Source organism: Janthinobacterium sp. (assembly GCF_031995485.1).
Classification (GTDB): Bacteria; Pseudomonadota; Gammaproteobacteria; order Burkholderiales; family Burkholderiaceae_D; genus Janthinobacterium.
The window spans coordinates 20,432-38,681 of record NZ_DAMAGB010000006.1; the positions used below are offsets into that span (position 1 = coordinate 20,432).

At 63.9% G+C, this 18,250-nt stretch carries 15 protein-coding genes; 2 read left to right on the forward strand and 13 right to left on the reverse strand.

Annotation, left to right across the window (positions count from 1 at the left end):
- The 7 genes from RTQ46_RS06075 to ppc all read right to left on the reverse strand — a co-directional run.
- A partial coding sequence (locus tag RTQ46_RS06075) for a xanthine dehydrogenase family protein molybdopterin-binding subunit (protein WP_312435243.1) occupies positions 1–2,132 on the reverse strand: 2,132 nt, incomplete at its 3' end.
- Positions 2,129–3,163 carry a xanthine dehydrogenase family protein subunit M gene (locus RTQ46_RS06080; RefSeq protein ID WP_312435244.1) on the reverse strand — a complete coding sequence of 345 codons (1,035 nt, stop codon included), beginning with the start codon at positions 3,161–3,163 and terminating at the stop codon, positions 2,129–2,131. The genes RTQ46_RS06075 and RTQ46_RS06080, both read right to left, overlap by 4 nt.
- The gene (locus tag RTQ46_RS06085; RefSeq protein ID WP_312435246.1) at positions 3,160–3,732 is read right to left on the reverse strand and encodes a (2Fe-2S)-binding protein; all 573 of its coding nucleotides are present in this window, start codon (positions 3,730–3,732) and stop codon (positions 3,160–3,162) included. Before RTQ46_RS06085 ends, RTQ46_RS06080 begins: the two co-directional genes overlap by 4 nt.
- 130 nt (positions 3,733–3,862) lie before the next feature.
- A complete protein-coding gene (locus tag RTQ46_RS06090; protein ID WP_312435248.1) occupies positions 3,863–4,201 on the reverse strand; it encodes a hypothetical protein in 339 nt (112 codons plus the stop codon).
- A gap of 31 nt (positions 4,202–4,232) precedes the next feature.
- Complete coding sequence (locus RTQ46_RS06095) at positions 4,233–4,796, reverse strand: DUF6891 domain-containing protein (protein WP_312435250.1); 564 nt, start codon at positions 4,794–4,796, stop codon at positions 4,233–4,235.
- Between the two features lie 274 nt (positions 4,797–5,070).
- Positions 5,071–6,531: a pyruvate kinase gene (gene pyk / locus RTQ46_RS06100; protein ID WP_312435252.1), complete on the reverse strand. Its 1,461-nt coding sequence runs from the start codon at positions 6,529–6,531 to the stop codon at positions 5,071–5,073.
- Between the two features lie 158 nt (positions 6,532–6,689).
- Positions 6,690–9,443: a phosphoenolpyruvate carboxylase gene (gene ppc, locus RTQ46_RS06105; protein ID WP_312435253.1), complete on the reverse strand. Its 2,754-nt coding sequence runs from the start codon at positions 9,441–9,443 to the stop codon at positions 6,690–6,692.
- Positions 9,444–9,829: 386 nt separating this feature from the next.
- Between ppc and RTQ46_RS06110 the strand changes: the two genes are divergently transcribed.
- Entirely contained in the window at positions 9,830–10,291 is a 462-nt protein-coding gene (locus RTQ46_RS06110) for an Rrf2 family transcriptional regulator (RefSeq protein ID WP_312435254.1), read from the forward strand.
- 115 nt (positions 10,292–10,406) lie between these two features.
- Here the strand turns inward: RTQ46_RS06110 and RTQ46_RS06115 are convergent, their stop codons facing one another.
- The 6 genes from RTQ46_RS06115 to RTQ46_RS06140 all read right to left on the reverse strand — a co-directional run bounded on the left by RTQ46_RS06115 (position 10,407) and on the right by RTQ46_RS06140 (position 17,330).
- Positions 10,407–12,899, reverse strand: a complete 2,493-nt coding sequence (locus RTQ46_RS06115; RefSeq protein WP_312435256.1) for an ATP-binding protein — start codon at positions 12,897–12,899, stop codon at positions 10,407–10,409.
- Between the two features lie 157 nt (positions 12,900–13,056).
- Positions 13,057–14,730 (reverse strand): cation acetate symporter, encoded by a 1,674-nt coding sequence (locus tag RTQ46_RS06120; protein ID WP_312435257.1) that lies wholly within the window; start codon positions 14,728–14,730, stop codon positions 13,057–13,059.
- The gene (locus RTQ46_RS06125) at positions 14,727–15,035 is read right to left on the reverse strand and encodes a DUF485 domain-containing protein (RefSeq protein WP_312435259.1); all 309 of its coding nucleotides are present in this window, start codon (positions 15,033–15,035) and stop codon (positions 14,727–14,729) included. Before RTQ46_RS06125 ends, RTQ46_RS06120 begins: the two co-directional genes overlap by 4 nt.
- A gap of 105 nt (positions 15,036–15,140) precedes the next feature.
- Positions 15,141–16,322, reverse strand: coding sequence for an NO-inducible flavohemoprotein (hmpA, locus tag RTQ46_RS06130; protein WP_312435260.1), 1,182 nt, complete (start codon positions 16,320–16,322; stop codon positions 15,141–15,143).
- Between the two features lie 38 nt (positions 16,323–16,360).
- Positions 16,361–16,771: a hemerythrin domain-containing protein gene (locus RTQ46_RS06135; protein ID WP_312435262.1), complete on the reverse strand. Its 411-nt coding sequence runs from the start codon at positions 16,769–16,771 to the stop codon at positions 16,361–16,363.
- Between the two features lie 127 nt (positions 16,772–16,898).
- Complete coding sequence (locus RTQ46_RS06140) at positions 16,899–17,330, reverse strand: helix-turn-helix domain-containing protein (protein WP_312435263.1); 432 nt, start codon at positions 17,328–17,330, stop codon at positions 16,899–16,901.
- Positions 17,331–17,434: 104 nt separating this feature from the next.
- Between RTQ46_RS06140 and RTQ46_RS06145 the strand changes: the two genes are divergently transcribed.
- On the forward strand, positions 17,435–18,250 hold the full coding sequence (locus RTQ46_RS06145) for an oxidoreductase (RefSeq protein WP_312435265.1): 816 nt from the start codon (positions 17,435–17,437) through the stop codon (positions 18,248–18,250).

Below are 18,250 nucleotides of genomic sequence, written 5' to 3' on the forward strand. Positions count from 1 at the left end.
ATATCGTGGATATCGGCGTTCACCGCCACATGGTATTCCCCCAGGTTGTGGTTCATGAAGCGGCCCAGCGCATGGTCCATCTGGGTTTCTTCGTGCAGCGCCTGGCTGATGCCCCACACCACTGCGCCGCTGACCTGGCTGGTAGCCGTCCTGGTGTTGATGATGCGTCCCGCCGCCACCGCGCTGACCACGCGCGTGACGCGCACGGTGCCGAATTCCTCGTCCACCCGCACTTCGCAGAACACGGCCGAATGCACGGCGCGCGTGTATTTGCGCTGTTGCAGCATGTTCGGCAGCAGCAGGTATTTTTCCTCGACCTTCGCCATCTCGGCTCCCTTCAGCAATGCGATGAGGGAAATACCGGTTTCCTGCTCGCGGCGCAGCCTGATGCGCCCTTCGACAAACTCCACGTCGGCGAAGCGCGCTTTCGGGAACGGCGAGTCGGGCAGCTGTTTGGCCAGCTTGAACAGCGTCTTTTTCAGCTTTTCGCAGGCGCCCTGCACGGCCGAGCCGACCGTGGCCACATGCGAGGAACCGCCTTCGATAGGCGCCACGGGCAAGGTCGAGTCGCCCAACTGGAACGCCACGTGTTCCAGCGGCAGGCCCATTTCCTCGGCCGCGATGGTGGCCATCACGGTGTAGGTGCCGGTGCCGATATCGGTGGCCGCGCTGCTGACCACCAGGCGCCCGTCCGCATGCAGCACGGCGCTGGCGCGCGCAAACATCTGCATCGCATCCCAGATGCCGGTGGCCATGCCCCAGCCCACCCATTCCGTGCCTTCCTTGCGGCTGCGCGGCGCCAGCGGACGGCGGCTCCAGCCGAAGCGCTCGGCGCCCTGCGCATAGCAGGCGCGCAGCTCCTTGGTCGAATACGGCAGGTCGTCGATGGGATTCGATTCGGCATAGTTTTTCAGCCGGAACGCCAGCGGATCGATGCCGACCTCGTACGACAATTCATCCATCGCCACTTCCAGCGCATGCACGCCATGGGCCGCGCCCGGCGCGCGCATGTCCATCGGGCTGAACTGGTCGAGGTCGACCAGCTGGTAGCCCAGGCGGATATTCTCGCAGGCGTACAGCTGGCCCGACCAGTTGACCACCGCTTCCACGTAGTCCTCGAAGCGCGAGGTTTCGGCGACCGCATCGTGCGCGATTGCCTGCAGCACGCCGTCGCGGCTGGCGGCCAGCTTGACGCGCTGCCAGGTCTCGGGCCGGTGGCCGAAGGTGAACATCTGCTGGCGCGTCATCACCACGCGCACCGAGCGCTGCAGCTTGATGGCGGCCATCACGGCCAGCGGCAGCTGGTACTGCGGGCGCAGGCCGGCGCCGAATGCGCCGCCCACGTAGGGATTGCGCACCGTGACCTCGGATTTCGACAGGCCGAACACGCGCGAGACATACCAGCGGCTGTTCTGCGAGCTTTGCGTCTTGTCGTAGATGGTGAGATGGCCGTCGGCGCCACGGATCACGGTCGAAGCGAACAGCTCCATCGGATTATGGTGCTCGACGCCGCTGTAATAGACGCCGTCGATCTTGCAGTCGGCATTCTGCCAGGCCTGTTCCGCATGGCCCTTTTCATCGGGCGGCGGCGTGTAGCCGGCCTTCAGGCCCTTCGGCTTGTGCGGGCGCGACAGGTAATTGAGCAGGCCCGTTTCGTGCGGCTCGGCCGCATACTGCACTTTCACCAGCGCCGCCGCATGGCGTGCCGCTTCGAACGTCTCGGCCACCACCAGCGCCACCGGCTGGGCGTTGCTGACGATCTGCTCGTCGTACAGCGGCCGGAACGGCGCGCCGCCGGGCGCAGTCATGTCCTTGTAGAACAGGTCGAAACTGCGCATTTTCGGCCGGTTCTGGTAGGTGATCACCTCGACCACGCCGGGCTGGGCCAGCGCCTCGCCGGTGTCGAACGAGACGATGCGCCCCCTGGTGATATTGCTGTTGATGACCACGCCGTGCAGCAGCTTTTCTGCCGACTCATCGGCCACGAATTCGGCCGAATAGCGCGCCGCGCCCGTGACCTTGTCGCGGCCATCGACGCGCGAGACGGGTGTACCAGTCTTGACGTAGCCGGTGCCCGCATCCGCCATCGGCGTGCGCAGTTCCGGGATCAGTTCTGTCGTCGGTCCGCTCATGCCGCTCCCCTTGCCATGACAGTGCTGCCATTGCCAGTATTGTTATGGGTACCCGCCACCGCCATGCCCAGTGCGCGCACGATGGCGCGGCGTGCCATGACGATCTTGAACTCGTTGCCGCCCTGCCCCTGCGCCCCCTGCAGCAGGCGGTCGGCGAATGCGCCGAAGCGGGCCGGATCGGGCGGGCCCTGCAGCAACGCTTCCGCCTCCGGCAGGCGCCACGGCTTGTGCGCCACGCCGCCCAGCGCCACGCGGCCTTCGCGGATCACGCCGTCCTCGCCGATATCGAGCATGGCCGCCACCGACACCAGCGCAAACGCATACGAGGCGCGCTCGCGCAGTTTCAGATAGACCGAGTGCGCGGCGAACTGCGGCGCCGCCGGCAGCGCGATATGGGTAATCAGTTCATCGGGCGCCAGCGTGGTGTCGATCTGCGGCTGGTCGCCGGGCAGGCGGTGGAATTGGCCGAAAGGAATGGTGCGCTCGCCGTTGGCAGAGGCCACATGCACCACCGCGTCGAGCGCGCGCAGCGCCACGCACATGTCCGATGGATGGGTGGCGATGCAGGCCTGGCTGGCGCCGAGAATCGCGTGCTGGCGCGAGATGCCGCCAATGGCCGGGCAGCCGGTACCGGGTTCGCGCTTGTTGCACGGCACGCCGGCATCGTAAAAATAATGGCAGCGCGTGCGTTGCAGCAGGTTGCCGCCGTTGCTGGCCATATTGCGGATCTGCGGCGAGGCGCCGGCCAGGATCGCGGCGCTGAGTACCGGATAGCGTTCCAGCACCAGCGGATGATAGGCGGTGGCCGCATTGCGCGCCAGGGCGCCCAGCAGCAGGCCGCCGTCTTCGGCATCGTCGATCGCGTCGAGCGCCAGGCGGTTGATGTCGATCAGCCGCTGCGGCAGCATCACGCGCTCTTTCATCAGGTCGACCAGGTTGGTGCCGCCGGCGATAAAGCGCGCACCTTGCGCCTGGATCTGCGTCAGCGCGGACGATTGGTCGAACGGGACCACGAACGAGAGCGGATTCATGCGGGCACCATGCCGACCGGCGCGTTGGCCTGGCCGTCCTGTGGTTCATCGGGCAGCTGCATCACCTCGGCCAGCGCCTCGACGATCTGCGGATAGGCGCCGCAGCGGCAGATATTGCCGCTCATCAGCTCGCGCACCTGTGCGCGCGTTTTTGCATGCCCTTCCCTGATCAGGCCCATGCTGGAACACAGCTGGCCCGGCGTGCAGTAGCCGCACTGAAACGCATCGTGCGCGATAAAGGCCTGCTGCAGCGGATGCAGTTCGGTCCCTTCGGCCATGCCTTCGACGGTGGTGATTTCGCGGCCGTCCTGCATTACCGCCAGCGTCAGGCAGGAATTGACGCGCTTGCCGTCGACCAGCACGGTGCAGGCGCCGCACTGGCCGTGGTCGCAGCCTTTCTTGGTGCCGGTCAATGCCAGCCGGTCGCGCAGCAGGTCGAGCAGGCTGACCCAGGCCTCCACATGCAGCTGTTGCTGCTGGCCGTTGACACTCAATTTGAGTGGGTACAGGGGCACCGGGGGCGCCGCCTGGTCTGGAATAATCTGTGCTGCGGGCAAACGGGTGTCCATGGCAAACCCTTTATCATCTATCGTGGAGATAGATGAATATTAAGTTTGTAGCGACGCTTCTTATATGCGCTCTCGCACATATGGACGATACAGACCAACTCTCAGTTGCCCAGGGACACCAGTTTGCAGGTCAGAGGTCGCACACGAAGTAGCCGGTATCGAGTTTGCCCTGGTAGGACTTCTGCCAGAAGAACACGCCCTTGCCGCCCTTTGCCGCAGCCAGCCTGCCTTCGCACAGCGAGGTGACATTGCCCGGACCGCTGGGCGGGCGTTCGGCGCAGGCCGCACGCCAGGTGACCAAAGGCGTGATGTCCTTCAAGCTGATGCCGGCGTTTTTCGATTTGTTCAACTGGGTCGCCACCGCCTGGCATTTGGCGAGCATCTGTTTATCGAGGTCATCGCTCTCTTGCGCGACGGCTGTGCAGGCAATCGCTGCAAGGCCAAGCGCGATACAAGTCTTGATCAGCATGTTCTTGTCTTCCATAGTCTGTTTATGTGCATCAGGCTGTCGCTGCCCTTCTCTTCCAGTCAAACAGGGGCAGATTGATGCGTGTATCGATGCTGCCGTCCCACTCGACCAGGAAGCCGGCCTGGCGCAAGGCGCCGGCGATCGCCTGCCCTGCCGCCACGCTGCGCTCGCCGTGATCGGCAAGATCGCCAAAGGCCAGCATCACGCCATGACCCTCGATGGCGCGCTCGACATCCTGGCCATGATAGAAGCAGTAAGCGTGGTAGTGGCCATCGGGCGCCTGCGCCACTGCTTCGGCAACCTCGGAATAGCCATCGGACATGGTGTAGCCCGCATTGGCCAGCGCGCAGATGCCCTGTTCGTGCAGAACGTAAAAGACCTGGTCCAGCCGGCCACAGTCGGTGATGGCCGGCCAGGCTCGTTCCTCCCTGAGCTTGGCGCGCAGCTTCGGGCCGATCAGCGATTTCAGCTCGCCGGCATCGGCATCTTCCTCGATGATGTCGTCCACCATCCGTTCGATATCGTCCTGCGCGTAAAAGCCGGCGCGGATCCATTTGTCGATGCTGTCGGCTACGTATTGTTCGTCGTCGGTCATGTGCTGTTCCATTTACACTCAGGCTCGATGGGGTCGACCGGGCAGCACGGGAAAGTATTCGGTCATGGAAACTCCGGTCAGATGCGAAAGAAACGCATGCTGACATGGAAAAGTTATCCATGCAATCACGGCACGCGTAATGGCGCGGAGAATGAGGATTTTTCAGCGCTTCTTGAGCCTGCTGCGAGCAGCGTGGCTGTTGTCGGCTTGCGCGCGAAGCGCTAAGCCGACCTACGCCGACCTGCGCCGGCCTGCGCCGGCGCGAATAGCCTGATCAATGCTGGCCGATCCTGGTGATCTTCAGCGAATTGGTGCCGCCGACCTTGCCCATCGGCTCGCCCCAGGTCAGCACCACGGTATCGCCTTTCGACACCACCTTGTGCTCGACCAGCAGCGCCTCGGCCTGGCTCAGGACCTTGTCGCGGTCGGTGCCGGAACCGAGCTCGATGGTGCTGACGTTGCGGTACAGCGCCAGCTTGCGACGCGTGGCCACGCTCGGCGTCAGCGCGACGATCGGGATATCGATATTGCAGCGGCTCATCCACAAGGCGGTCGAGCCCGATTCCGTCAGGGTGGCGATCGCTTTTACGCGCAGGTGATAGGCGGTAAACAAGGCACCGTAGGCGATCGACTGGTCAATACGGGTAAAGGTGGCGTTCAAAAAGTCGGCGTCGAGCTTGACGGCGTCCCATTTTTCCGCGTCCAGGCAGATGGCGGCCATCGCTTCCACCGTTTCGATCGGGTAGCGGCCCGAAGCCGTTTCCGCCGAGGTCATCACTGCGTCGGTACCGTCCAGCACGGCGTTGGCCACGTCGGATACTTCGGCACGGGTCGGCACGGCGTTGACGATCATCGATTCCATCATCTGCGTGGCGGTAATGGCCAGCTTGTTCGACACGCGCGCCATCTTGATCATGCGCTTTTGCAAGGCCGGCACGGCCGCATTGCCCACTTCGACGGCCAGGTCGCCGCGCGCCACCATGATGCCGTCGGAGGCATCGAGGATTTCCTGCAGCGCAGGAATCGCTTCGGCGCGCTCGATCTTGGCGATCATCATCGGCTTGTGGTCCCATGCTTCGCCGGCGATATTGGCCAGCTGGCGCGCCATCACCATGTCGGTGGCGTTTTTCGGGAACGACACGGCCACGTAGTCGGCCTGGAAGCTCATGGCGGTCTTGACGTCTTCCATGTCCTTGGCCGTCAGCGCCGGTGCGGACAGCCCTCCGCCCTGGCGGTTGATGCCCTTGTTGTTCGACAGTTCGCCGCCGATTTTCACGGTGGTATGGATTTCGCTGCCGATCACCCGGTCGACCGTCAGCACGATCAGGCCATCGTTGAGCAGCAGCACGTCGGCGGCGCGCAGGTCGCGCGGCAGTTCCTTGTAGTCGAGGCCGCAGCGTTCCTGGTTGCCCAGTTCGCCATTTTCGCCCCATTTGGAGTCCAGGATGAATTTGGCGCCGTTTTCCAGCTGGATCTTGCCTTCTTCAAACTTGCCGACGCGAATTTTCGGGCCTTGCAGGTCGGCCATGATGGCCACTTCGCGGCCGCACAGGGCTGCTGCTTCGCGCACCATGCGCGCGCGGTCGATATGGTCCTGCGCCTTGCCGTGCGAAAAGTTCAGGCGCACCACGTCGACGCCGGCCTTGAACATGCGCACCAGGGTGTCGATATCGTTCGAGGCGGGGCCGATGGTGGCGACGATCTTGGTCGCGCGTTGCTGGGTTTGCAGAGTCATTGTGTGCTTTCTATAAATAGTCGTATCTGGCCAGCCTTGTGAGCTGACGTTGTTGACCCCGTGAACAGCCGGGGTCGGACCCTGAGGGGTCAATTATCCCAGTGGGATGATTGACGATCCGAAGGACCGACCCCGGAGTCTGCCGTTGGGGTTAAAGCTTAGCCGCTGTTGCGCAGCCCCGCCGCAATGCCATTGATCGACAGATGAATGCCGGTACGCGCCGCTGCATCCTGCTTGCCTTCGCGGAAGCGTTTCAGCAGCTCCACCTGCACGTGATTGAGCGGGTCGATATACGGGAAGCGGTGGCGGATCGAACGCTGCAGCAGCGGATTGGCCTGCTGCAATTCTTCCTGCCCCGTGATCAGTTTCAGGGCGTCGAGCGTGGCCGCATATTCGGCGCGGATGCGCGTGAAGATCGCCGTGCGCAAGGCTTCGTCCTTGACCAGTTCCGCATACCTGCCGGCAATCGCGATATCGCTCTTGGCCAGCACCATGTCCATGTTCGACAGCAGCGAGGTGAAGAACGGCCAGTCCTGGTACATGCCGCGCAGCAGCTCGGCGCCCGTGTCCGGATGGGCTTTCAGATACGCCTGCACGGCCGAACCGAAACCGAACCAGCCCGGCAGCATCAGCCGGCACTGGGCCCAGCTCAGCACCCACGGAATCGCGCGCAGGTCCTCGATCGAGGTCGATTTCTTGCGCGAAGCAGGACGGCTGCCGATATTCAGGGCGGCAATTTCGGCAATCACGGTCGATTCCCAGAAATACTGCTCGAAGCCTTCGGTGCCATACACCAGCTCGCGGTAGGCGTTCAGGGCCGTGCCCGACAATTCTTCCATCGCCGCCAGGTGGCCGGCGCCGGCCGAGGCGCTTGGCTGCAGCTGCGCCTGCGGCAGCAGGGTCGACTGGATGGTGGCGGCCACCAGCACTTCCAGGTTGCGGCGTCCCACTTCGGGATTGGCATACTTGGCGGTAATGACTTCGCCCTGCTCCGTCAGGCGGATCTGGCCCTGCACGGCGCCGGCTGGCTGGGCCAGGATGGCTTCGTAGCTGGGCCCGCCGCCGCGGCCGACGGAACCGCCGCGGCCGTGGAACAGGCGCAGCTTGACCTGGTGCTCCCTGAAGACATTGACCAGTTCGATTTCGGCCTTGTACAGCTCCCAACCCGAGGTCAGGAAACCGCCGTCCTTGTTGCTGTCCGAGTAGCCGAGCATGACTTCCTGCTGGCGGCCACGCGACGCCAGCAGGCCGCTGTAAAACGGCAGGCCGAACGCGCGCGCCATGATGGCCGGGCCGGCCCGCAAGTCGTCGATGGTTTCAAACAGCGGAATGATATTGACATCCACTTCCAGCGTGTCCTGGCGCAGCAGGCCCACTTCTTTCAGCAGCAGCGCCACTTCCAGCAGGTCCGAGACGCTGGCCGCCTTCGAGATAATGCAGTTCGGCACCGATTCGCGGCCGTATTTCGCATGCGCCTCGCGCACGGCGCGGAAGATGTCGAGCTCGCCCGTGGTCTCTTCCGAGTAGGTGGCGTAAGGCGACATCAGCAGCCGCGGCGACGCCAGTTCTTTCAGCAGCAAGGCGATGCGCGCCTCTTCGTCGAGGTCCGTGTAGACCAGGCCGGGCTGCACGCCGGCAAACAGTTCGCCCACCACGCGTTCGTGCACATCGGAATTCTGGCGCAGGTCCAGCGGCGCCAGCGAAAAGCCGAATACCTTGACGGCGCGGCGAAACTGGCGCAGGCGGCCACGGGCCAGCGCACGCAGGCCATGGGCCACCAGCGACTGATTGACCACGTCGAGGTCCGCCAGCAGTTCGCCGGCCGCGGCATACGGCTGCACGCCGTCACCCTGCCGACCCTTGCCGCACAGCACAAAACGGGCCGCTTCGACGCGCGCCACCACGCCATGCAGCGCGCGGCGGTATGGCTCATCGGCGTGGTGCGGCGAGGTGTCGGCCGAGCGTTCGGCCAGCGCCGACAATTCCGCGCTGGCGCCGCTGAGCTTTTGCGCCAGCGACAGCTGCGAGGCGAGCTTGCGCAATTCTTCCAGGTAAAATCCGAACACTTTGGTGGCTTGCTGCCGCAGGGTGTTGCGCAGGATGTCGGCGGTGACAAACGGGTTGCCGTCGCGGTCGCCGCCGATCCAGCTGCCGACCTTCATGAAATTGGGCAGTTCCGTATCTTGCCAGCGCGCATCGCGCTCGGCCAGCATGGTTTCCAGCGACGAATACAACTTGGGCAGTTCGCGCAAGATCGTATGGTCATAGAACGACAGGCCGTTTTCCACCTCGTCCATTACCGACAGCTTGGTGGTGCGCAACAGGCGCGTCTGCCACAGGGTGACGATGCCGCGTCCCAGCGCTTCTTCGTTCTGCTCCGCTTCGTCAGGCGTCATCTGCACGCGGTCGCGTTCGTTCAACAGGCGCGCGATGGCCAGCTGGCAATTCTGGATGCTCTTGCGCTGCACTTCGGTCGGGTGCGCCGTGAACACGGGGCTGACGAAGGCGTCGTCAAAAAAGGTTTCCAGCGCATCGGCCTTGTCGGCGTCGAAGACGTTGCCGATCGCATGGCGCAGGCTGCCCTGGCGCGGCGGCGAGCCGGCGATCAGGTGGGCGCGCGTGCGGCGGATATGGTGCTGGTCTTCGGCGATATTGGCCAGCAGCGAGAAATAGCTGAAGGCGCGGATCAGCTGCGTGGTTTCTTCCTGCGACATCGCTGCCAGCGAATCGGACAACTGCGCGCGTGCCGCTTCATCGTTATCGCGGCGAAAACGGATCGCCAGCTGGCGCACGTTTTCGATGCCGTCGAAAGCGGCGTTGCCGAGCTGGCTGCGGATGGCGTCGCCCAGCAGGCGGCCCAGCTGGCGGATATCGCTGCTGAGCAGTTCGTCTTTTACTTCGTTCATTTGCATGGTATGTATTCCCGGGGCAGCCACCAGCTTGCTGGCGAACCGCACAGATTGCTTGTCACGCGCTTCCCATGGAAAACGCATCCGTCAAATTTGTAGTAAATTTACCTGAATGCCTTGACATCTCCTTGCTTCTTGTCGTTCCCACCCATGTCGACGGGTGCTACAGGGCTTTGCGCCTGCTTCTGATTGCTGCAATATGAAAATTTACTACGCATTTAATTGAAAAGCAATCAGCTTTTACTACTTTTCGCTTGAAACGGGCAACAAGCTGCATCGCATGCAACGCCTGCCTGCGCCGCATGGCATGCCATGGCACATGCGCTTTGCTGTATGCTGCGCCTTGAAACAAGGATGTAATCCGCATCTTTCAAGAATCTGACCATGCCATGCGACTGACCGCCTATACCGACTACACCCTGCGCACCCTGATGTACCTGGGCGCCAACCGCGACCGCCTGGTGACGATCCAGGATATCGCCGACCTGCACCTGATCTCGAAAAACCATCTGATGAAGGTGGTACACCAGTTGGGACTGTCTGGCATCGTGGAAACCGTGCGCGGCCGCAATGGCGGGCTGCGCCTGGCGCGCGAGCCGTCCGAGATCAATATCGGCGCCGTGGTGCGCGAGACGGAAAGCGATTTCTTCATGGCCGAGTGTTTTAACAAGGACAGCAATACCTGTCCGCTGACGCCCGATTGCAAGCTGAAGTCGGCCTTGGGCCAGGCCACGGGCGCGTTCCTGGCCGTGCTCGACAAGGTAACGCTGGCAACCATCCTGGCGCCGGCGCCGGCCGCGCTGGGCGGCGTGGATCTGCAGAATGTGATTCCGTTAAAGCGGGAAAGCTGATGTTTGCGAACGCGGATAAACGGCTCTCACCTTAAAGCCTGCCTCAACCCGACAGCACACACTGCGGCCGGACCCTGAGGGTCCGATCCCGGCATCGCAGCAGAGCGGGTTTCGTTCAAGCCGTGCGGCGCCCGTCGAGCAGCTTGATCAATTCTGCAATATCGACCGGCTTGACCAGGTGCTGGTCGAAACCGGCCAGCAGCGCCTGCTGCCTGTCCTCTTCCTTGCCATAGCCGGTCAATGCAATCAGCTGCGCCCGGGCAGTGGCGGGACTGGCCCGCAGCCGCCGGGCCAGTTCGTAGCCATCCATCTCCGGCAAGCCGATATCGAGGATAAAGGTATCGACATGCTGCTGCGCCGCCATCTGCAGCATGCTGGCGCCGTCCTGCGCGATCGTTACCGGATAGCCACGTGCCCGCAGCAGGGCGGCAAACATCTGCACGCCATCGATATGGTCGTCCAGCAGCAGCAAACGGGGCAGCTGTGCTTCGGCGATCCGGACCGCCCCAGGCGTGGCTGGCGGCATCGGCTCCGCATCAAAAGCCAGGCTGCTTTCCCCCTCGGCCAGCGGCAGCTGCACGGTCACCGTGCTGCCCTGTCCCAGGCCGGCACTGTGCGCCTGCACGCTGCCGCCATGTAGCTCGGCAATACGCTGCACCAGCGCCAGTCCAAGACCCAGCCCGCCCTGAGCCCGGTCCTGCGTCCGCTCGGCCTGCACGAACAGCTCGAACACATGTGGCAGCAACTCCGGCGCCATGCCGATGCCGTTGTCGCCGACAGTGATGCGCGCCTGCCCGTCCGCCACTTGCACCGACAGGGCGAGATGGCCGCCGGGCAGCGTATATTTGGCGGCATTGCTGAGCAGATTGACCACCACCTGCACCAGCCGCGTGCGGTCCCCGCTGACCAGTACCGGCGCTGGCGGCAGCGTGACGGCCAACTGGTGCCGGCGCGCATCGATTGCCGGGCGCACCTGTTCGACGGCGCCATGCAGCACGTCCCTCAGGTCCAGCACGCGCCGGTCCAGCCTCACCAGGCCGCGCGTGACGCGCGACACATCGAGCAGGTCGTCCACCAGGTTGGTCAGGTGGCGCACCTGGCGCTGGATCACGCCGGCCGATTTCTGCACGCGCTGCGGGTCGTTGCCACCCAACAGCAACAGCTGGGCCGCGCTGCTGATGGGCGCCAGCGGATTGCGCAGCTCGTGCGCCAGCATGGCCAGGAACTCATCCTTGCGCACGCCGAGGCGGCGCAATTCGTCTTCCGCATGCTTCTGGTCGTCGATATCGGTGCAGGTACCCATCCAGCGCACGATGCTGCCGTCGTCGGCATGCACCGGCAAGGCGCGGCCCAGCACCCAGCGATAGCTGCCGCTGTGATGGCGCAGCCGGTACTGGATCTCATACGTGTCGCCGCTCGCCAGGCTGGCATGCCAGGCGGCCCAGGCCCGCTCGCGGTCATCGGGATGAAAAATGTCGTTCCAGCCGTCGCCATGGGTCGAACCGCGCGGCACGCCCGTATAGCCGTACCACTGCTCGTTGTAATAATCGTGGTAGCCATCGGGCAGCGTCGACCACACCATCTGCGGCATGGCGTCGGTAATGGTGCGAAATTTCGCTTCGCTCCGGCTTAAGGCTGACGCACTGCGTTCGCGCTCGGTAGCGGCGCGGATGCGCGCTGCCACCTCCTTGATCAGCACCATCTCCTCGCCCGTCCAGTGCCGCACCTGCGCATCGTTGACGAACAGCACGGCGACCAGCACGCCGTCCTCCAGCACCGGCACGTTGACAAACGCGGCCGCACTGCGCGCGCGCAAGGCCGCGGCGGCGCCGGCCGTGCGGGGATCGTTGTCGACATTGACGATGGCGATGAACTGGTCCTGCTTGAGGTCGTCGATAAAGGAGCCGTAGTCGCGCAGCGCCGTCACGCCGGCCAGCGTCTCCACGCCCGGCGCGCACCAGTCGCGCGCCACCTCCAGCGTTTCGGCGGCCAGATCGATCGTGCCGTAGCCGACCCGGCTGGCCTGGAGCGCCACGCCCAGGATGGCCGCCGCCGCATGGCCGATCTCGCTGGCCGCGCGCAGGTCGCGCAGCGATTCGCTCAGGTTGGCCAGCACGTCGCGCAGCGTGTTCTGGCCGGGCAGGTAGAAGTCCGACACTTCCTCGACCATCTGCATGATATAGCGCAGGCTGCCATCGGCGCCCTGCACGGGGATATTCTGCGGCTTCCAGTAGCGCGTCTCGAACACGTTGCCGTCGGCTTCGGTCGCCACGTCGTAGCGCTGGATGCCCAGCTGTTCCGCCTGCCCCGAGGCGCACACGCGCTGCAGCGACGCGAGCATGTTGGCAGCGCCATCGGACAGGGGATCGTGCGGATTGTCGGGAAACGCATCGAAAATATGGCGCCCGACAACATCCTTGCGCTGGCGGCCGGACAGGCGCATATAGGCGTCGTTGGCCGCAAAAATCGCCAGTTGCGGCGTCAGCAGCATGCAGGGCAGCGGCATGGCGTGGAAAAATGGCGCAAGTTCGAGCGGCACGCGGCCCCCTTCCATGGACAGGCGCGCCGGCGCACCGGCGTCGTGCGGAAAAGTCGGGGGCGTATCCATCGAACGTCAAACTCCAATCATGCGTAGGGCGCAACTATGCCATGATTGTTGGCCTGAGGGCATTCTTTTGGCCGTTTCAACAAGCAAAAAAAGGGCCGGTTGCAACACCGGCCCTGCGTGGCTGCGTCAGCGATGACGCAGGATATGACGGTTCAGATCAATGCGCGCTGGCGCCCGAGGCGCCGATGCCCGTTTCCGAACGCATTTGCTGCGCTTCGTAGCCGGCACGGTCGATGCGCGCGCGCGGACTCTTGTCGAGGACCGAGAACAGCCAGATGCCGACGAAACCGGCCGTCATCGAGAACAGCGCCGGCGACGCGTACGGGAACAGCGCTTCCGGATGGCCCAATACGTCGACCCATACCGATTTCGATACCACCGTCAGGGCGACTGCCGTGATGAGCCCCAGGAAGCCGCCGACGGTGGCGCCGCGCGTGGTGCAGTCTTTCCACAGCACCGACATGAACAGCACCGGGAAGTTGGCCGAAGCGGCAATCGCAAAGGCCAGCGAGACCATGAAGGCAATGTTCTGCTTTTCAAAGGCGATGCCCAGCACCACGGCGATAATGCCCAGCACGATGGTGGTCACGCGCGACACTTTCAGTTCGTTCGCGCCGGTAGCCTTGCCCTTCTTGATGACGGTGGCGTACAGGTCATGCGAGACAGCCGAGGCGCCAGACAGGGTCAACCCGGCCACCACGGCCAGGATGGTGGCAAACGCGACGGCCGACATAAAGCCGAGGAACACATTGCCGCCGACCGCCTTGGCCAGGTGCACCGCCGCCATGTTGTTGCCGCCCAGCAGTTTGCCGGCCGCGTCCTTGAATTCAGGATTGGTGCTGACCAGCACGATGGCGCCAAAACCGATAATGAAGGTCAGGATATAGAAATAGGCAATCCAGGTGGTGGCCCAGAACACGGACTTGCGCGCTTCCTTGGCGCTAGGCACGGTAAAGAAACGCATCAGGATGTGCGGCAGGCCGGCGGTACCGAACATCAGCGCCATGCCGAACGAAATCGCGGAAATGGGATCCTTGATGAAACTGCCAGGACCCATGATGGCCTCCTTGGTGGCGTGCACGTCGACCGACTTGGCGAACAGCGCTTCCGGGCTGAAATTGAACTGCGCCAGCACGGCCACGGCCATGAAGGTAGCGCCGCCCAGCAGCATCACGGCCTTGATGATCTGCACCCAGGTGGTGGCCGTCATGCCGCCGAACAGCACGTAGATCATCATCAGGGTACCGACCAGCACCACGGCGATCCAGTATTCGAGGCCGAACAGCAGCTTGATCAGCTGGCCCGCGCCGACCATCTGCGCGATCAGGTAAAACGCCACCACCACCAGCGTGCCGGAAGCCGAGAAAATGCGGATCGGCGCCTGCTTGAAGCGGTAGGCTGCCACGTCGGCAAAGGTAAAGCGGCCCAGGTTGCGCAGGCGCTCGGCCATCAGGAAGGTGATGACGGGCCAGCCGACCAGGAAGCCGATCGCGTAGATCAGGCCGTCGTAGCCGTTCAGGAACACTGCGGCGGAAATGCCGAGGAAGGAGGCGGCCGACATATAGTCGCCGGCGATCGCCAGGCCATTCTGGAAGCCGGTGATGCCGCCGCCAGCCGTATAAAAGTCGGACGCAGACTTGGTCTTGGCGGCCGCCCACTTGGTGACGAACAGGGTAAAGATGACGAACACGGCGAACATGATGATCGCGGTCCAGTTGGTCGGCTGCTTGACAGCCTGGCCCAGGTCGGCGCCGGCGGCCAGCGCCGCGCCGCTCGCGGCCAGCAATGTCAACGCGGCCAGGCCACCCTGCAGCTGCTTGGCGGCGCTCATGCGTCCACCCGCTTGGCGATGGCGGCCGTCAGGTCGTCGAACTGCTTGTTGGCGCGGCTGACGTAAATGCCGGTGACCAGCACCGTGAAGACGATCACGAACAGGCCGATCGGCATGCCCCAGGTCATCACGCCTGCGCCGGTTTTGGTGGCGAGAAACTCCTTGTTGAACGCGATCAGCAGGATATAGCCGTAATAGACCACCATCATGGCGGCCGTCAGCCACCAGCCGAATGTGGAACGGACCTTGACCAGCTTGTGGTAATTCGGGTCGCCCTTGATTTTTTGAACCAGATCGTCATGCATTTGTTGCCTCCATTTATATGAACCCATGCTCTTTTGTAGCGAGCTTGGGATCACAATAAAGGGAAAGGCTTACCCGCCCCTTACGGCGGGCGCAATTTTTCGTCCTCAGTTCAATGCACTGGCGGGGCCGAAAAATTCATGGTGCGTCTGCTGCTCCGGCACGCCCAGTTCGCGCAGGTAGCCTTTGACGGCGCGCATGAACGGCTGCGGTCCCAGGAAGTAGGCATCGACATCGCGCGACGCGGGCAGCCAGGCGGCCAGGTTTTCCCGGTTCAGCAGGCCGACCGCATCCGGCGCGAGGTCGTCGCCGCTGTGCTCGGCGTAGCAGTAATAGCGCTTCAGTTGCGGATGCTGCGCGGCCAGCGCATCGATCTGCGCGCGGAATGCATGCACGCCATGGTTGCGCGCCGCATGGATGAAGTGCACCGGGCGCGTGCCGCGCAGCGCCTGCGCCAGCATGGCCAGGGTTGGCGTGATGCCGACCCCGCCGCTGATCAGCACCAGCGGCCTGTCGCTGTCGGCCAGCACGAATTCGCCCGACGGCGGCGTCAGCTGCACCGTGTCGCCCACCTGTACGTGATCGTGGAAATGGTTCGACACCTTGCCGCCTGCCTCGCGCTTGACGCTGATGCGGTAGGTCTCGCCATTGCTGGCCGCCGACAGCGAATACTGGCGCCGCATCGGCACGCCGTCGACGCTGGCCACCACGCCGATATACTGGCCCGGCGCAAACGCCAGCACCGGCAGCCCATCGGCAGGCGCCATCAGGAACGAGGTGATTTCCGCGCTCTCTTCCACCTTGCTCACGACCGTGAAATCGCGCGCGCCGCTCCAGCCGCCCGGCGCATTCGCCTGTTCCTTGTAGATGCGTCCTTCCTCGCCGGCCAAAATTTCGGCCAGCTGGCCGTAGGCCGCGCCCCAGGCTTCGATCACCGCGTCGGTGGCGACGTCCTCGCCCAGCACTTCGCGGATCGCTTTCAGCAGGCTGGCGCCCACCAGCGGATAGTGTTCGGCACGGATCTGCAGCGCCACATGCTTGTTGATGATGGTGGCCACCAGGCCGCCCAGCGCATCGAGCTGGTTGATATGGCGCGCATATGCCAGCACGCCGTTGGCCAGCGCGCGCTGCTGCTCGCCGCTGTGCTGGTGCGCCTGGTTAAAGTACGGCGCTACTTCCGGATAGTCGCGGAACATGCCCTTGTAGAAATGGCGTGTCAGCGCTTCGCCGCCCTGTTCGAGAATGGGCACGGTGGCGGTGACGATGGCGCGTTGGTCTTGGGTCAGCATGGGGAACTCCTGGGTGTGAATGGTTGGGTGGTGTCTGGTCAGATGGCTTCGACGGCCGGATACAGCTCCGTGTCTTCACGGCGCATGCGCTGGTACAGCGCATGCAGCACGCTGTTCGCTTCGCTGCGGAACGATTCGGGTTCCAGTTCCAGGCGCGCCGGCGTATTCCAGCGCGCGGCAAAGGCCAGGTAGTCGCCGGCGATGCCCTGCATTTCCATTTCATAGCGATGGCCCATGCGCGCCACCGACGCCACGCCCGAGGCCTGCACGGCCGGATACAGATAGCGCTGCTCGACGGCCAGGTGCAGCTTGATCATGCCGCTCATGGCGACGATCTGTTCGGCGATGGCCTGCGCCTGCCTGGCCACGCCGGCGCGCGCCAGGTTGCGCAGATTGTCGATGGCGGCCAGGATGGCCACGTGTTCATGCTTGAATTTGTCGATATTCATGGTCGTTGCCGTTTCGTTCTCTCTGGTGAAGTGAAGCCAGTGTAGCGGTTTTTGCTTAAACATGCAAATAATCTACATCTTTAAAGCCACAGGCTGCAAGCGCGTCAGTGCGCGACAAAAAGACCCGCTAGGGGTTCAGCACGCGCAGTGGCCGGGTGCCGATCTGTGCACCCGTCACTTCATCGATCACCACCGGCCTGACGTCGATCCCCGTTTCGGCGTCGACAATGCGCACCAATTCACCCTCGCAGCGGTGGCGCCGCCCCCACTCCCCAAGCGTAAACAGCACGGGCAGCAGGTCGCGGCCGGCCTCGGTCAGCACATATTCTTCGCGCGAACTGTCCGAATAGCGGTGTTTTTCCAGCAGCCCCTCTTCGGTCAATGCCGCCAGGCGGCGCGTCAGCATGGTCGGCACGATGCCCAGGTTCTTGCGGAACTGGTCGAAGCGCGTGAGACCCGCATGGGCGTCGCGCAGAATCAGCATGCTCCAGGCGTCGCCGAACACGGCCAGGCTGCGCCCGATGGGACAGGAGCGGGCGGAAGTATTTTCAGTATTCATGGCTGGCGTTTACTTTTACTTTCAAAATGATAGTAATATTCGTACTAAAAAGATAGTAACACTTTGCAGCCCATCGCACCACCATCCTTACAAGGGAGTACTCCATGCATCAAGCAGCACAACGCGTCGCCGTCGTCACGGGCGCCTCATCGGGCATCGGCCAGGCCACGGCGCAGCAGCTGGCCCAGGCCGGCTACCGGGTCTTCGGCACCAGCCGCCGCGCCGCCACCCATGCGGCGCCAGGCATCGAGATGCTGGCGCTCGACGTCACCAGCGACGCCTCGGTCGCGGCGCTGGTGGACGACGTGCTGCAGCGCGCCGGACGCATCGACCTGCTGGTCAACAATGCCGGCTTCGGCGTGGCGCCGGCCGCGGCCGAAGAAAGCTCGCTGGCACAGGCGCAAGCCATCTTCGACACCAATTTCTTCGGCATCGTGCGCATGACGCGCGCCGTGGCGCCACATATGCGCCTGCAGGGCAGCGGCCATATCATCAATATCGGCTCGGTACTGGGTTTCCTGCCGATGCCCTACATGGCCCTGTATTCGGCCAGCAAGCACGCGGTGGCCGGCTACTCGGAGGCGCTCGACCATGAGTTGCGCACCATGGGCGTGCGCGTCTCGGTGGTCGAACCCGCGTATATCAACACCCCGTTCGACGCCAACCTGATGGCGCCCGACGCGCCCTTGCCGGCCTACCGCGCCATCTGTGAAAAAGTCGGGCAGCGCGTCAAGCAGGTGCTGGCCGGCGCCGATGGGCCGGAAGTAGTGGCTGCCATCGTCGTCAGGGCTGCCGCCGCGCCAGCACCGAAACTGCATTACACGCCGGGACTGGCGCGGCGCATGCAGTGGCTGCGCCGCTTCGCCCCTGCCCGCATGCTCGACGCGGGCGTGCGCAAAGACCTGCGCCTGGAGGGGTGA

Coding starts and splice junctions, on each gene's coding strand:
- RTQ46_RS06080 (WP_312435244.1), bottom strand. CDS start 3,163: ATGAATCCGCTCTCGTTCGTGGTCCCGTTCGACCAATCGTCCGCGCTG.
- RTQ46_RS06085 (WP_312435246.1), bottom strand. CDS start 3,732: ATGGACACCCGTTTGCCCGCAGCACAGATTATTCCAGACCAGGCGGCG.
- RTQ46_RS06090 (WP_312435248.1), bottom strand. CDS start 4,201: ATGCTGATCAAGACTTGTATCGCGCTTGGCCTTGCAGCGATTGCCTGC.
- RTQ46_RS06095 (WP_312435250.1), bottom strand. CDS start 4,796: ATGACCGACGACGAACAATACGTAGCCGACAGCATCGACAAATGGATC.
- pyk (WP_312435252.1), bottom strand. CDS start 6,531: ATGACTCTGCAAACCCAGCAACGCGCGACCAAGATCGTCGCCACCATC.
- ppc (WP_312435253.1), bottom strand. CDS start 9,443: ATGCAAATGAACGAAGTAAAAGACGAACTGCTCAGCAGCGATATCCGC.
- RTQ46_RS06110 (WP_312435254.1), top strand. CDS start 9,830: ATGCGACTGACCGCCTATACCGACTACACCCTGCGCACCCTGATGTAC.
- RTQ46_RS06115 (WP_312435256.1), bottom strand. CDS start 12,899: ATGGATACGCCCCCGACTTTTCCGCACGACGCCGGTGCGCCGGCGCGC.
- RTQ46_RS06120 (WP_312435257.1), bottom strand. CDS start 14,730: ATGAGCGCCGCCAAGCAGCTGCAGGGTGGCCTGGCCGCGTTGACATTG.
- RTQ46_RS06125 (WP_312435259.1), bottom strand. CDS start 15,035: ATGCATGACGATCTGGTTCAAAAAATCAAGGGCGACCCGAATTACCAC.
- hmpA (WP_312435260.1), bottom strand. CDS start 16,322: ATGCTGACCCAAGACCAACGCGCCATCGTCACCGCCACCGTGCCCATT.
- RTQ46_RS06135 (WP_312435262.1), bottom strand. CDS start 16,771: ATGAATATCGACAAATTCAAGCATGAACACGTGGCCATCCTGGCCGCC.
- RTQ46_RS06140 (WP_312435263.1), bottom strand. CDS start 17,330: ATGAATACTGAAAATACTTCCGCCCGCTCCTGTCCCATCGGGCGCAGC.
- RTQ46_RS06145 (WP_312435265.1), top strand. CDS start 17,435: ATGCATCAAGCAGCACAACGCGTCGCCGTCGTCACGGGCGCCTCATCG.